We start from the raw sequence: 13,787 nt of genomic DNA, 5'->3' as shown, positions 1-13,787 counted from the left end.
GCCGCGTTTTGAAAATTGGACGGAAGATGCTTGAGAACGAATTCAAAGGTGCCTTGCAGTCTGCCGTGAGGCGCACCGCCAGATTGCGCCTCAGGCCTCCTGTGGATGGGGATGCCGATTTCCTGACCCGACTTTTTTCGCGGTCGGAATTGGTCGCACACCGACCGGTGCCTCGTCCAGACTCGCCGGAGGAAAGTGCAGCGCGGCTTGCGCGCGATATCGGGCATTGGAAAGATCACGGGTTCGGGCGTTGGGCGGTCGAGTCAAACGGTGTGCTGATGGGGTTCGGCGGTGTGACCGTTTCCAAAGAATTCGACGGCCTCAACCTTTCATATCATCTGCAACCTGAAAGCTGGGGGCATGGCTATGCCACGGAATTGGTCAGGGAGTCCCTGACATTTGCCTTCGATGATCTGCAGGCGGATCGGGTGATCGGATTGGTTCGCACCGCCAACGCCGCTTCAAGACGCATTCTCGAAAAATGTGGCTTCGTCTTCGAGCGCGAGGTGATGTTGCACGGAGCGCCGACCAACATGTACGCCACCGGCAGTTTCCGGACTTAAGCGGCAAGCGCCAATCGCATCGGCACAAGCTTCACGCTCGCGAGGTCATCCAGACACCCACCAATGTCACTGCCAGTCCGATGAACATCGTTGCCGTCAACGGCTCGGAAAACAAGGCCCAGGCCCATAACATGGTGACGGGTGGGCTAAGGTAGATCGCGGCGCTGACCTGCGCCACCGGGAACAGTCGAAGACTGGTGTAATAGACCGAATAGGCGGTAAAGGTTGCGATCAGCACGAGCCATGTCATGCCAATGGCGAAATCGACGGTCTTCGGCGGGATCATGTTGCCCTGCATGACGGCGCAGAACGAAAACAAGGCCGAGCCGGTCAGGGTCTGGATGCAAAGGCTCTGATGGACAGGCATATGCTCCTCGCGCCGCCGTCTGTAGAGAACGGAGGCGAGGGCGAAAACCAGCATCGAGCCGGCCGTCAGCCCATAGGCCCAGAGCGGGGCCTCGCCGAAGCTGAGGCTTTCGAGCGAAACGAGCAGAACGCCCGCCACGGCAATCGCCGTTCCCAGCCATTGTCGCCGCGTCAGCCGCTCGCCGAGGAGAGGTTGCGACAGGCAGGCAATCGCCAGCGGCAAGAGGTCGGCAATCAGCGCGACCAGCCCCGTCGGCACGCGCTGCTCGATGGCGAGAGCGAATCCACCGAGATAGAGGAAGACCGACATCACGCCGAACAGCATTTGCCCCAGCACACTGCGCAGATGCATCCTCGGCCCGATGGTCAGCGCGAAGGGCAGCAGTATCAGTCCCGACAGAAGGGTGCGCCAGAACAAGACCAGGATGATGCTCGCCTCCTCGCTGGCATAGCGGATGCCGACGAAACCGGAACTCCAGCTGATCACCAGAAGCGTCGCCAGCGCGGGCCAGAGGAGAGGGTGTCGTCGCGGCTCGAGCAGAGCGATAGTTTGATCTGTCATGGCATACTCATTTCGATAACGATCTGCTCCGGCATAAATCAGGCAAGCCGCTATCACACATGACAAATTTCGATCATGACATGACAGAGCTATCGCATTATCGATGATGACTTGTCAGGCCGGCCAGCTCCATGCATAGGTTTTGCGACACAGTGAGCAGAGGGCGCCTCCGTGACCGAACTCAACAGCCGACGATTGGAAATAGACGCGTTGCGGGTCCTGTGGTCCGTTCGCCGTCACGGTGGAGTCACCCGCGCCGCCGAGGCGCTCGGTCTGTCGCAATCGGCCGTCAGCCATAAGATCAAGCGGCTCGAGGTCAGCCTTGATTGCGACTTGCTCAGCCGCAAGTCAGGCGCGGCCATGTTCACCGCGGCCGGCGAGGACTTGCTCGATTATGCCGAGCGTATCCTTGGCCTTCATGACGAAGCGCTTCTCAGCCTGACGAAAACGCCGCTCGCAGGGCGCATCGCGCTGGGGCTGACCGAGGACACGACCTGCACGGACCTTGCCCGCATATTGGGCCGGTTTCGTCATCTCCATCCCAATGTCGCGGTGCGCACCAAGGTCAGAATGAGTCTGGTCCTCAGGGCGATGCTGGAGCGGGGAGAGCTCGACGCTGCGATCGTCCAGATCTTTGCCCATGAGGTCCGCCCGACCGATATCGTCCTTTTCCGGGAGCAGCTCTACTGGGTGAAGCATGCTGACTTGCCTCTGCCGCCGAGTGGTCCCATTCCATTCCTGTCTTTCGACGACGAATGCTTCTATCGCCAATGGGCACTCGATATCGGCCAGGATGACGACACGCTTCTCGAGACGGTGTTTGAATGCGCCAGCGCCGCGGGAATCGTCTCGGCGGTCACCTCAGCCTTGGGTGTGGCGCTTCTGAACGGGCGCCACCTGCGCCCCGCGATGGATATCATCACCAACCGCCTGCCCACGCCTCCCGCCCTGGCCTATGTGGTGCGTCGGGCCCGTAAGGCGCGAAATCCTGCGCTCGATACGCTGGTCGCCGAAATCGAAAATGAAGTCAGTCGTTACGGCGGCCTGACCTTGGCGAGCTGATTTGCCGCATTAGGACGGAGAGCCGCCGGTGGCATTCGCTCTCTGAAAATGATGGTTATTCCTCACTGGACTCGGCCAACGCATCCCGCATGATCGCGTAATAGCCGGCAAGCTCGGGGATATCGACGGCCAGCCTGTCGAAGGCGGGGTCGGATGGCGCAAGCGTGCCGGCGTATTTCGCCTCGAGCAAGGCCCGATGGGCGGCAAGGGCTTCGGCTTCGGCCTTGTGCACGACGGTATAGACAGGTGAGGGGACGGTGCGGCCCTTGACGATGATGCGGTCGAGTTCGACGACGATGTAGGTCTCAGTGACCAGCCTTGCGGTCTCCTCGCCGAGCAATAGCGCCACGCCATAATTCTTCGAGGCGCCTTCAAGACGCGAGGCGAGGTTGACGCTGTCGCCGAGGCAGGAATAGTCGAAGCGGCGGGTCGAGCCCATATTGCCGACGATGCATTCGCCGGTGTTGATGCCGACGCCCATCTTCAACACATGCGGCCTGACGCCGCGCATCGCCGCCTCTCGCTCCAGCTCGCGGTTAAGACTCGATATCGCCGCCTGCATGGCAAGCGAGGCTTTGACGGCGTGCAGGGCATGGTCGGCATCGTCGAGCGGCGCGTTCCAGAAGGCCATGATGCAATCGCCCATATATTTGTCGATCGTCCCGCCATGATCCATCACCACGTCGGAAAGCGGCGTCAGCAAGCGGTTGATCAGGCCGGTCAGCTGCTCCGGATCGTCCTTCAGCGTTTCGGCGATGGTGGTGAAGCCACGTACGTCTGAGAACAGCACCGAGAGGGTGCGCCGCTCGCCGCCGAGCTTCAGTTGCGAGGGATCGCTCGACAGGCGCTTGACGAGATCGGGCGAGATATATTGGGCAAAGGCGCGGGTGATTTGGCGCTTGTTGCGGCGCTCCTCGGCAAAATCGAAGGCGGCCTGGCCGAAGACGACAGAGATATAGGCGACCGTCGGGCCAAGCGGCGAGACGAAGATATGGGCTAGCCGCATACCGGCGGCACTGACGGCGGCGAAGGCAAGGAGGGCCGCCGCGCTCGTCACGATCGTCAGCCATCCCGTCGAGCGCCAGACGGTGGTGGCGGCCAGCAGCACCGATATCAGGATGCAGGCAGCAACCGTCGGCAGCCGGGCTTCGGCGATCGACAGGCCGCTGCGGATATTGTCGTAGATCGTCGCCTGGATCTCGACGCCGGAGACGAGCTTGCCGGTATGAACGGTGTAGGGCGTCGCAAAAGCATCGACGCCACCCTTGTCGATCGCCGGCGCATTCTGCAGGCTGAGGCCGACCAGCACGACACGGTCCTTGAAATAATCCGGCGGCAGCAGGTTCTTCGGGTCGAGCGCCTGGTAGTAGGAGACGGTGGGATAGCTGCGGGCCGGGCCGAAGGACTGGATGAGCCGGCCGGCGGGCAAAGCCTCGGGGGCCACGCCGGCGACCTTGGCCAGCATGGCGGCAAAGCCGTCCTCATAGCCCGGAATGCGCCGGAAGGTGCCGTCGCCGCTGAGTTCGACGGAGGCGATGCCAGTCACGGCACCTGCCTCGGTCAGCTGCGGCAGCGGTGTCGCACGGATCAGTTGCGAGGCCTGCGGCGTCTCGATCAACGTCTCGTCGCCGGCCAGGACGACATCCGGGCCGACGGCCCTGACGATCGCCGCGTCATTATCGGGGTTCGAGGGCTCGGCCATGATGATGTCGAGGCCGATGACGCGGGCGCCGGCGGCGCGCAGCTGGCTGATGAGCTCGGCATGCAGGCTGCGCGGCCAGGGCCATTGCGCGTTGATATCGGCAAGCGAGGGTTCGTCGATCGCGACGATGACGGGTCCGCCGGGTGGCGGACGGGGATCGTCGACGGTCGAAAGATAGTCGAAGCTTCGGAGCTCCAGAAGTGACCAGGCGGGCAGGCGCGACAGCAGCGAGATGGCGATCAGCGTCGTCAGCGACAGCACTAGGAGCCTGAGATGGCGGCTCCTGATCTGCCTGGCCTGCCGAGACTTGTCCCGCACCCGCATCAGAAACGGACTTTGAGCGTGCCCTTGAAGGCGCGGCCCCAGCCGGGCACACCGGGGGTGATCTCGAAGTCCTCGTCGAGCAGGTTATAGGCGGCCGCCTCCAGCTCGACGCGCTTGTCGAACGGTTCCCAGACCAGATGGGCGTCGAGGCTCCAGTAATCGTCCAGTTTCGTGCCGAACCGATCGCCGTCACGCTCGCCGATGTAATTGGCGGCCACCGTCGCCTTGACCTTGGCTTCGTTGACCCAGGTCAGCGCAATCTGCCCTGAATTCTGCGGTATAAAGGGAAGGGGGCCGCCGTAGATCGGCTCAAGCGGATCCCTGTTTTCCGAATCCATATAGGCGTAGGTGGCCGAAAGACCGAAACCATGGCCGAGCGCGACGTTGGCAGTGACGGCAGCACGATCGATGCTGCTGCGCGAGATCGGCAGGCTGGTATCGGAAGGAAGCGAGATCAGCGGCATATTGACCGAGAAATCGTGCAACTCCTGATGCTGATACTCGACCGAAGTGAAGAAGCGGTCGGTCCATTCGGCATCCCACTGCAGCGCGACCGTATCCGTATAGCCTCGCGGATTGGTAGAAAACTGGTTGGCCTGCAGCCCGAGTACGCCGATCGGGGCAAGGGTCGGCACGGTGGTATCAAAACTTTGACGCATGAAGGCGGCACGCAGCCAGTGGTTTTGAACCGGCGCCCAGGCGACGCCGAAGCGTGGCTCCAGCCGGCTGATATCGATGCCGTCGCCCTCCAGACGTGTGACGAACAAGGCGTATTCGCCCTTGAGGTCCGGCGTGATCTCATGCAGCACATCGACATAGGCACGGCCGATATTGACGGTGTTGCTGGTGGTGGTCGGACCTTCGATGATTTCCGGGATGAGCGGAACGCGGGGAACGAGTTCATGAAGGCGAGAGGAGGTGGTCGTGCTTACATCGATCCAGCCGCCTTCGATACCATACCGCCAAGTCAGCGGCCCACTGCCGATGGAATGGCTGAGAGCCCCGATATAGGTTTTGGAGGAAGTGTCCTCGCTCCCGCTCAGGACAGGAATAATGTCCGGGTCGGGCAGGGGTAAAATCGGGGCATCGTCGACTTGAAGAAAAGTTGCCGTTCGCGACTTGGTCTCCGAATAGAGAACTGCACCGTTCAATATGTTTTCATAGGCAAAGGTGTGGCTCCAGCCGAGGCCAGCATTGGTTACCTCGTTGTCGACATCGCGGCCGACATATTCGGGCAATACCGTCGTCCTGATCGGAATGCCTGCCAAGTTGAACAGATCCGTCAGCGTCGTGCCCTGCGTCTCAGCGCTCAGTGTTCCATCATTCTTGCCGTGGTTGACGAAGGCTACCACGCGATCATCAGGCGTGACTGTTGCCGTCAGATAACCGTTGGCGCTCAGCAGCTTGTTATCCGTCTGGACTCCGCCGAAATCCCGGTAGTCGCGGTCGAGGGCCAGCTCTTCCCAGGTCAAGTTGCCATAGAAGCTGATCGGGATCGTCTCGTTGGAATAACCCTGGATATCGGCCTCGCCGATCCGCCTCGTATGCCCGTCGACGCTGTTGATACCGCCGCCGAGCGAACCTTCTATGAAGGGTACATCGAAGAGCGATGCCGAGCGCGAACGGCCAGAGAGCATGTGCGGAGAGATCAGCAAGCCCTGGATAAAGGATGAGTAGCTCGACGCGTTGCCGCGGTTTTGGATGATATTGTCGTCGCTAAAGTTGGTTGCGTTGACGAAAGGAAAGATGCTGCCCTTGATCGACTGGTCGATATAGCCGCTGCCTTTGAAGGGATCGAAAACCGCATCGCCGTAATAGCGGCCCCAGGCATCCAGACCCTGCAGGCGGAAGGCGTCGTTCAGCGTCGAGCCGGCGCTCGCATTGGCGCCGAGGCCGCTGTAATCGCCGCCGCGGGCGCGCGAGCGGCGCAGGAATTCCTGCGCGTTGCGGATCGCCCCATCCGAATCGTAATCGTCGATATCGATCGCGGTGCGGAAGGACGAGATGACGGGATCGTCGTCATCGAGACGGTCGGCGTTGTCGAGCGCCTGCTCGGAAGGGAGCCGGTCGCCCTTTTCGTAATGGGCGGCTGCGAGCATGAACTGCGATTGCGAATGCGCGGGATTGGCAGTGCTGGCGGCGAGCAGATCCGCCAGCGCCTTGTCCTTTTCGCCGATTTGCAGGTAGTAGCGGCCGCGGGCAAGCAGGGCGTGATCGAAGGAGGGGTCGAGAGCGATCGCGGTGTCGATTTCACGCTTGGCTTCCTTCATGCGCCCCTGGTCGAGATAGAGGATCGCGAGGTTCGAGCGCAGCAGCGGGTCCTGCGGATCGAGCTCGATCGCCTTCTTGAATGCCTTTTCCGCTTCGCCATTGGCATCGCGCGAACTCTGTAGAAGACCGAGCGAATTCAGCGTGCCCGATGCGCCGGGGGCGAGCGCGATGGCGCGGTTCAGGTCCGCGAGCGCGCCGTTGATATCGCTTTCATAGCTTGCCTTGTAACCCGCACGGGCGGAGAGCGCCATCGGATGATCAGGGTCGAGCGACAGCGAGCGTTCTATCGCTTCCTTCATCTGCTCACGGTCGCCGGTGAGCTCCGCCAACTGGGCGCGGACCGCCGGCAGGGTCGGATCATCGGGATAGCGCTGCTCCGCTTTCTTGATGATCTCGAGCGCTGCGCGCGGGTTTTTCAGGAAGCCTGTCGTATAGGCCTCCATGATCGCGCCATAGGGGCCAGTGGTGTTGGCCGGCGGCTGTTCGGCATGGGCGGGGTCTGCCAGCGAACGGGCGAAATAGCCGCCATATTGGGCCATGTTGCGGCGTGTGGGGTCGAGATGCGGCAGGGCCTTCTGGAAGAGCTTGGCGGCATCGCCATAACGCTTTTCCGAGCCGGCGATAGTGGCGTCGATCAGATCGACGCGCGCCTGCTGGGCTGTCGTCAGTTTGCGGTCGCGGACTTTCTTCAGCGTTGCGGCTGCGGCCTGGCGTCCGTCGAAGGCGCTTTGCACTTCGGCAAGTTCCAGCCAATCTTCGGTGGTGCGGCGCTCCGGCGGCAACGCCAACAGGCGGCGGCGCTCCGTCGCCATGCGGTCGGCCCGCAGCGGCGACGTCGGCATCAGGTCGAAGCCGTCTCGCAGGTCCAGATAGAAGAGCATCTGTTCGCGGTCATCGGGATTGACGCTGATGATCTTGGTCGGTGCCTGGCCGATGGTGGCGACCGCCCCTTCGCCCTCGTTCACCTCGACGCTGCCCTGCGGATTGCTGAGCGCCACGCGGCCTTCGAGCACAATCATCGAAGTCTTGTTGCCCTCGACCGTCATGGTCCAGTCGGTGCCGCGGATGGCGGCTGCGGCGGCCGGTGTTTCCACTGTCAGGCCCTGGCCGCCACGCTCGGCGCGTGCCCAGATGGTGCCGGATTGGAGATTGAGCACGGTATCGCCGCCGGCCGCCATCTTCTTCACCTGCAGCGAGGAATTCCTGCCGAGGCGGACCTGAGTGTGGTCGGAAAAGACGATGGCGAGCTGGCCGTTGGCATTGGTGCGCAGCACGTCGCCGGTCAGGAGATCCTGATTGATGTCGACGACACGCCAGTTCGACACGTCGATGAAGCGGACTTCCTCGCCGATCTTGCGTGCGATGACAGAGCCGGCGACCGGCGTAGCGCGCGGCACGGGATCGGCCATTGCCGGCAGCCCGAAACCGGGCACCGCAAACGCCAGCACCATCCCGATGCGACAGATGTTACTTGAATAACCCCGCATGTCCTCGACCCCATACCCCGCTTCCCCTTTGTCCGTGTAGAGTGGAAAAGTCAAGCATGTTGCACACGTGTTCTTGCTTTCGTTCCAAAGTGTACTATCAGGGATACACTTTAGGGGTGGAGTATTCACGTGAGCGAATTCGAAAATGCGACCGAGGTTATGCTGAGCAAGCCCTCAAGCGGCGATATCGGTGCCGAGTACTTCGATCATATCAAGAAAATCAACGACATATTTTATGATCAGATCAAGATATCGGACCAGAAGGCTGCCTATATCTTTACTTTCATGCTCGCCTTTCTGGTGAGTTCCAGCGAGGTGAGGGCAGTCTTCAGCCTGGCGCGGTATACCGGCGGCACCCCGGGCAGCATGCTGTTCTCCGGCCTGCTTGCCGCAGCCTCGGTCTTCTCCATCCTGTCGGCCATCCTCGTCGTGCTGCCGCGGCGTTTCGGCACTTCCACCTCGCTCTTTTGGGGCGCATGGCCCGATCATCGCGACATGTTCTTCGAGGCCGCCCTTCGCCGCGACGAGCGCTACCTCTTCGATCAGTACCTCGAAAACGCCAACACCCTTTCCGCCATCGCCCGCAGCAAATATCGCTGCGTCACCTTTGCGTTCCGGGGACTGATGGTAAGCGTGATCGCCTATGTGCTGTTGCTGGTGGCGGTGTGAGGGAGTAAGCGGCGAAGCCAGCGAATGCGCTAAGCGCAGGCGGCCAAGAATGCAGGGCGCGCCAAGGCGCGCCCGCCTGTTCAATCTTCGATTTCGAGAACGAGCTCGAGCTCGATCGGCACGCCTAACGGCAGGCTGGACACGCCGAGGACGATTCGGCCGGAGAGTTTGTCTTCGCCGAAGACCTGGAGCAGCATTTCGGATGCCCCGTCGGCGACCTTTGGGTGGTCGCGAAAATCGCCTTCGGTGGCGATGTAGACGCCGAGCTTGACGACCTTCGCCACCCTGTCCAACGAACCGAGATATTCCCTGGCGGCCGCAAGGGCGCTAAGAGTCGCTGTCTCGGCGGCCTTCCTGCTGTCTTCGGCCGTCAGCGCGCCGCCGACGCGGCCGACATAGCGGGGCTTGCGGTCGACGACCGGCAGCATGCCGCTGAGGAAGACCAGCTTGCCGGTTCTGACCGCCTCGACATACGCGCCCAAGGGCGTCGGCGGTGGGGGAAGGGCGATGCCGAGGTCCTGCAGCCGCCGTTCCGCGCCGGCTGCCTGCGCTTTCCGATGGTCTACCATTTGCCCAGATGTGCGCCGCCGTCGACGTGCAGCACCTCCCCGGTTACACGCGGCGCTTCGGTGAGGAAGACGACCGCATCGGCGATCTCCTCGACGTTGGAAATGCCTGCCATCGGCGACAGTGTCTTCAGGAAGTCCTTCGGATTGTCCTTGTGCAATGGCGTGTCCACCACACCGGGAGCGACGATATTGAAGCGAATTGCCTCGTCCGCATATTCCATCGCCAGGTTCTTGGAGATGGCGTTGATGCCACCCTTTGTCATCATTGAGACTGAGGCGGAGAAACCGGCGATCGGATGATCGGTCAAGGGGGTGGTGACACTGACGACGCTGCCGCCCGTTTTCTGAGCCAGCATCTGCCTGACGACCTGTTGGGTCAGGTGGATGAAGCCTTCGAGATTGGTCGAGGACAATTTCTGGAAGTCGGCCATCGTGAACTCGACGAACGGCTTGGCCAGAAAAATGCCGGCATTGTTGACGAGCGCGTCGATCGAGCCGAAGCGATCGATTGCGGTCCTTGCCACCCGCGCCGCGGTTTCGGCATCGCCGATGTCGCCATCGACGAGCGCCAGCCTGTCCGAGGCGTCAAAAGCCTCCGAGGCACTGACCTGGCGCGAGGTGGCGACGACATTATAGCCGCGCTGGATGAAGGCGTTGACGAGGCCGGCTCCGATACCCTGGGAGGCGCCCGTGACGATGACTGTTTTTCTCGTAGTCATGTTGAACTCCATAGATCTGGTTCGGGCAACGCGGGCCTTGCTGCTGCAAGGCGGGGGTCGCTCGAGATGGGGCTGCTGCGAATGCGCCTCCATCGGGTTGTGGTTGTTTTCGCAAGGTGAATATGGCGAAAACTCCATTCCCCGATTAGATGGAAATATCTGGATTCTCTTTTGCATCCATGCAAAAATACGCGCATGGCCGATCTGAACGACATCGCTGTTTTCGTGAAGGTAGCGCAGTATGGCAGCTTCAGCCGTGCTGCCCGCTCCCTCGGCATGCCGGTATCGACCGTCAGCCGGAAGGTGACGTCGCTGGAGGAGCAGCTCGGCGTGACGCTCATGCAGCGGACAACCCGCAAGCTGAGCTTGACCGCGCAGGGCCGGGCCTATTACGACAGGTGCAGCGAACCGCTCGCCCATCTCCTCGACGCCGAGCAAGCGCTCACCGAGACACAGAGAAAACCGGAAGGTCTGCTGAAGATCTCGGTGCCTGTCATCTTCGGGCAGGAGGTCTTCTACGAATTCATCTCATCCTTCCTGAAGACCTATCCCAATATCCAGGTCGATCTCTTCGTCACCAACCTGTTTCTCGATCTGATCGCCGAGAATGTCGATCTCGCCATCCGCTTCGGCGAACTCAAGGATTCCTCCATCGTGGCGCAGAGGCTCGGAAAGAGCGTGCGTTATCTGGTTGCCGCGCCGGACTATCTGAAGGGCAGGGCGCTTCCCTCAAAGCCGGAAGACTTGAGGGACCATCACTGCGTACTCTTGAACGGCCGCAACGGCGAGGCGGAATGGCATCTCGTCAGCGGCCGCAAATCGGTCGGCGTGCATGTCTCCGGGTCAATATCGAGCCGGGATTTCGACGCGGTCAGCGCTTTCACTTATCGCGGACACGGGATCGGATTGTTGCCCTCGACCTATTGCGACGAGCAGATCAGAAAAGGCGAACTCATCCGCCTGCTGCCGGACTGGTCGTCCGAGGAAATTTTCGTCCATACCGTCTATCCCACCCGCCGCTTCCTGCCCCTGCGCCTGCAGGTCTTTCTCGACGCGCTGAAGGCATGGAAAAGCCCCCTGTGGCTTCCCTTACACTGAGAACACCGGCTCTGCGCCACCAAGAGAGCCGGCGTCAGATGGATGCAAAAAGCAGCGTTGGGACGTGTCCTTCGAGGCTTCGCTTGCGGGCTACGCGCCGCAGGATGAGAGGCGTTGAAGGGTGCCGCGGTTGCCCTTCACGTCGCCTGAGCCAAGCCATCACCGAAAATTGAAGCTGCGCGGGTGGCGTGACGTCCTGCGTTGGTCAAGCTGTGCTAGAGTTCGCAGGCTTGGATGGCGCGGGGATTTGCCGATGCTGACGACGCTTGCGGTGCTCATGGGTCTTTCTGCCGTCGTTCCGGCCGCCGGAGCCGGCGCAAACGAGGTCGACGTGACGCTGGTGCTTGCCGTCGACACCTCGCGGTCGATGGACTTCGAGGAGATCGGCATCCAGCGCGAGGGTTATGTCGAAGCGCTCAAGCACAAGGAATTCATCGACGCGGTGAAGGGCGGGCTGACCGGGCGCATCGCCATCAGCTATTTCGAATGGGCGGGCTATGTCGTCCAGGATTCCGTGATCGACTGGCAGGTGATCGAGACGGAAGAGGATGCGATTGCTTTTGCCGATAAACTCGAAGCCCGGCCGATTGCCACGCAGCGGCGCACATCGATCTCCACCGCGATCGCCCAGGGCACCAGCATGATCATCGCCAGCCCCTTTCAGGGCCGGCGCGAGGTGATCGATGTTTCCGGCGACGGCCCGAACAATTCCGGCAATCCCGTGACGCCCGCCCGCGACAGGGCGGTGGAAGCCGGCATGATCATCAACGGCCTCGCCATCATGCTGCGGCCTTCCGATGCGCCTGACGGGCTCGACAAATATTACGCCGATTGCGTGATCGGCGGTCCCGGCGCCTTCGTGCTGCCGGTGCGTAAGATCGAGGATTTCGCCGTCGCCGTGCGCCGCAAGCTGGTGCTGGAGATCAGCGGCATTTCCCCGCCGGCGACGGTGCAGAAAACAGCCGGCGCCGAGACGGGTACCGACTGCCTGATCGGTGAGAAGCAATGGCGGGACATCTTCGACCGTTGATGCCAGAACAGGATGATTTTAGGCCGGGTCGGCCTAGAATCTCAATCCTGTCCTGAATTACATAGTTAGAGCATGATGTCGTCCGAAAACCGCGCACACTTTTCGGCATCATGCTCTACCGGGTCAACGCGCCGAAGTTATATCAGTCAGTATCTGGTAAGCGGCAGAGACGCGGTCGTCGTTGGGATAGTTTTTGTTGGCCAGAATGACGATGCCGAGCCGCTCTTTCGGGATGAATGCGACATATGCGCCGAAACCATTCGTGGAACCGGTTTTATTGATCCACACATCGTCGCGCGGTTCCATCGCCGGCGTCAGTTGCTTGGCGGATATGGTCTTGAGCATGGCGCCGGAATTGTTGTCCATCAACGTCGTCAACGTCGCGGGATAGGAATACTGTTCCCAAATAAGGTCTTGGGTCATCGCGCCGACGTCGACGTATCCCTTGTGCGTATTCGTGATCGCCCGCTGCAGCTTATCGTCCAGCTCGACCAGACCCATGTTCGCGTCGATGAACCGGATCATGTCGCTTGCTGTGGATTTCACTCCATAGGCCTCGGACGAAAGAATGGCAGGTGTCATCCGAGCCGGCTCACCGGTTCGCTTGTAGCCTTGGGCATAGTCGACCATCCGCGATTTCGGCACATCAATAAACGTGCTTTTCAATCCCAGGGAGGGAAACAATTGGTCTTCCATAAGAGCTGCGAAATCTTTGCCCATGCTTTTTGCCGTTATATATCCGAGCGCGCCGATGCTTGGATTGGCGTATGTTCGGTGCGTTCCGGCGGCATATGATGGTTTCCAGCTTGCGAGATACTCCATCAGCTGCTTTTCGGTTTTGACTTCGTCGGGAAATTGCAACGGAAATCCGCCAGCCGTATGGGTGCCCAAATCCTTCAGCACGATATCGCCGAACGGCTTTCCCTTCATCGACGGAAGATATTTGCTTGCCTTGTCCGACAGCGAGAGTCGGCCGGTCACGTCCGCGTAGGAAGTGAGGGTGACTGTAAAGGTTTTGCTGATCGATCCCAGTTCGAACATGGTCACCGGGGTGACGGGCCTGCCTGTCTCCTTCGACTCGACGCCGTAGTTGAAAATGTGGTCCTCTCCGTCAACGGCGATGGCAACGGCCATGCCCGGAATGCCGTATTTATCCATGATCGGCTTTACCGCTGCGTCAGAGATGGCTTTCAGTTTCAGTTCGTCAGCCGCAAAGCCACTTGTGGAAATGCATGTCGAGACCAATGCGGCCGATAGAATTCCTATCCAATCACGCGTCATTTCTTCATCCTCTAAAAGCAGCTTCATCAGCGCAAAGGCGCATGAGGACGGCATTTAATGGCACTGTTTTACGGCAGCAAACGA

At 60.9% G+C, this 13,787-nt stretch carries 11 protein-coding genes; 5 read left to right on the top strand and 6 right to left on the bottom strand.

What is annotated here, in order from left to right:
- The first annotated feature begins 26 nt into the window (after positions 1-26).
- Positions 27-563 carry a GNAT family N-acetyltransferase gene (locus tag OIU37_RS06260; RefSeq protein WP_180694659.1) on the top strand — a complete coding sequence of 179 codons (537 nt, stop codon included), beginning with the start codon at positions 27-29 and terminating at the stop codon, positions 561-563.
- A 31-nt stretch (positions 564-594) separates the two neighbouring features.
- Here OIU37_RS06260 and OIU37_RS06255 read toward each other — a convergent pair whose 3' ends face one another.
- Positions 595-1,491, bottom strand: a complete 897-nt coding sequence (locus OIU37_RS06255; RefSeq protein ID WP_180694660.1) for a DMT family transporter — start codon at positions 1,489-1,491, stop codon at positions 595-597.
- A gap of 171 nt (positions 1,492-1,662) precedes the next feature.
- Here OIU37_RS06255 and OIU37_RS06250 point away from each other — a divergent pair, with 171 nt between their 5' ends.
- Positions 1,663-2,553 carry a LysR family transcriptional regulator gene (locus tag OIU37_RS06250; RefSeq protein WP_180694661.1) on the top strand — a complete coding sequence of 297 codons (891 nt, stop codon included), beginning with the start codon at positions 1,663-1,665 and terminating at the stop codon, positions 2,551-2,553.
- A 55-nt stretch (positions 2,554-2,608) separates the two neighbouring features.
- Here the strand turns inward: OIU37_RS06250 and OIU37_RS06245 are convergent, their stop codons facing one another.
- Positions 2,609-4,579 carry a CHASE2 domain-containing protein gene (locus tag OIU37_RS06245; RefSeq protein ID WP_180694662.1) on the bottom strand — a complete coding sequence of 657 codons (1,971 nt, stop codon included), beginning with the start codon at positions 4,577-4,579 and terminating at the stop codon, positions 2,609-2,611.
- Entirely contained in the window at positions 4,579-8,337 is a 3,759-nt protein-coding gene (locus tag OIU37_RS06240) for a FecR domain-containing protein (RefSeq protein ID WP_180694663.1), read from the bottom strand. The genes OIU37_RS06245 and OIU37_RS06240 overlap by 1 nt, the downstream gene beginning before the upstream one ends.
- A gap of 129 nt (positions 8,338-8,466) precedes the next feature.
- Here OIU37_RS06240 and OIU37_RS06235 point away from each other — a divergent pair, with 129 nt between their 5' ends.
- Positions 8,467-9,006 carry a Pycsar system effector family protein gene (locus OIU37_RS06235; protein ID WP_168312892.1) on the top strand — a complete coding sequence of 180 codons (540 nt, stop codon included), beginning with the start codon at positions 8,467-8,469 and terminating at the stop codon, positions 9,004-9,006.
- Between the two features lie 80 nt (positions 9,007-9,086).
- On the opposite strand, the gene OIU37_RS06230 is transcribed toward OIU37_RS06235, so the two are convergent.
- The gene (locus OIU37_RS06230) at positions 9,087-9,575 is read right to left on the bottom strand and encodes a RidA family protein (RefSeq protein WP_180694665.1); all 489 of its coding nucleotides are present in this window, start codon (positions 9,573-9,575) and stop codon (positions 9,087-9,089) included.
- The gene (locus OIU37_RS06225; RefSeq protein WP_180694666.1) at positions 9,569-10,294 is read right to left on the bottom strand and encodes an SDR family NAD(P)-dependent oxidoreductase; all 726 of its coding nucleotides are present in this window, start codon (positions 10,292-10,294) and stop codon (positions 9,569-9,571) included. The genes OIU37_RS06230 and OIU37_RS06225 overlap by 7 nt, the downstream gene beginning before the upstream one ends.
- Before the next feature lie 195 nt (positions 10,295-10,489).
- On the opposite strand from OIU37_RS06225, the gene OIU37_RS06220 reads away from it, so the two are divergent.
- Together OIU37_RS06220 and OIU37_RS06215 are read left to right on the top strand one after the other, a co-directional pair.
- On the top strand, positions 10,490-11,392 hold the full coding sequence (locus tag OIU37_RS06220) for a LysR family transcriptional regulator (RefSeq protein WP_171603943.1): 903 nt from the start codon (positions 10,490-10,492) through the stop codon (positions 11,390-11,392).
- A gap of 253 nt (positions 11,393-11,645) precedes the next feature.
- The gene (locus OIU37_RS06215) at positions 11,646-12,422 is read left to right on the top strand and encodes a DUF1194 domain-containing protein (protein ID WP_171603942.1); all 777 of its coding nucleotides are present in this window, start codon (positions 11,646-11,648) and stop codon (positions 12,420-12,422) included.
- A gap of 123 nt (positions 12,423-12,545) precedes the next feature.
- On the opposite strand, the gene ampC is transcribed toward OIU37_RS06215, so the two are convergent.
- Positions 12,546-13,703 (bottom strand): class C beta-lactamase, encoded by a 1,158-nt coding sequence (gene ampC / locus OIU37_RS06210; protein WP_180694667.1) that lies wholly within the window; start codon positions 13,701-13,703, stop codon positions 12,546-12,548.
- Between the last annotated feature and the right edge of the window lie 84 nt (positions 13,704-13,787).

Source organism: Rhizobium sp. BT-226, from assembly GCF_025847085.2.
Lineage (GTDB): Bacteria > Pseudomonadota > Alphaproteobacteria > Rhizobiales > Rhizobiaceae > Rhizobium > Rhizobium sophorae.
The sequence above is the reverse complement of the archived record's forward strand: the minus strand, read 5'-3'. Positions and strand labels throughout refer to the sequence as shown.

Bases quoted from the DNA above. Each gene is read 5' to 3' on its own strand.
- OIU37_RS06260 (WP_180694659.1), top strand. From the start codon at position 27: ATGCTTGAGAACGAATTCAAAGGTGCCTTGCAGTCTGCCGTGAGGCGC.
- OIU37_RS06255 (WP_180694660.1), bottom strand. From the start codon at position 1,491: ATGACAGATCAAACTATCGCTCTGCTCGAGCCGCGACGACACCCTCTC.
- OIU37_RS06245 (WP_180694662.1), bottom strand. From the start codon at position 4,579: ATGCGGGTGCGGGACAAGTCTCGGCAGGCCAGGCAGATCAGGAGCCGC.
- OIU37_RS06240 (WP_180694663.1), bottom strand. From the start codon at position 8,337: ATGCGGGGTTATTCAAGTAACATCTGTCGCATCGGGATGGTGCTGGCG.
- OIU37_RS06230 (WP_180694665.1), bottom strand. From the start codon at position 9,575: ATGGTAGACCATCGGAAAGCGCAGGCAGCCGGCGCGGAACGGCGGCTG.
- OIU37_RS06225 (WP_180694666.1), bottom strand. From the start codon at position 10,294: ATGACTACGAGAAAAACAGTCATCGTCACGGGCGCCTCCCAGGGTATC.
- OIU37_RS06220 (WP_171603943.1), top strand. From the start codon at position 10,490: ATGGCCGATCTGAACGACATCGCTGTTTTCGTGAAGGTAGCGCAGTAT.
- OIU37_RS06215 (WP_171603942.1), top strand. From the start codon at position 11,646: ATGCTGACGACGCTTGCGGTGCTCATGGGTCTTTCTGCCGTCGTTCCG.
- ampC (WP_180694667.1), bottom strand. From the start codon at position 13,703: ATGACGCGTGATTGGATAGGAATTCTATCGGCCGCATTGGTCTCGACA.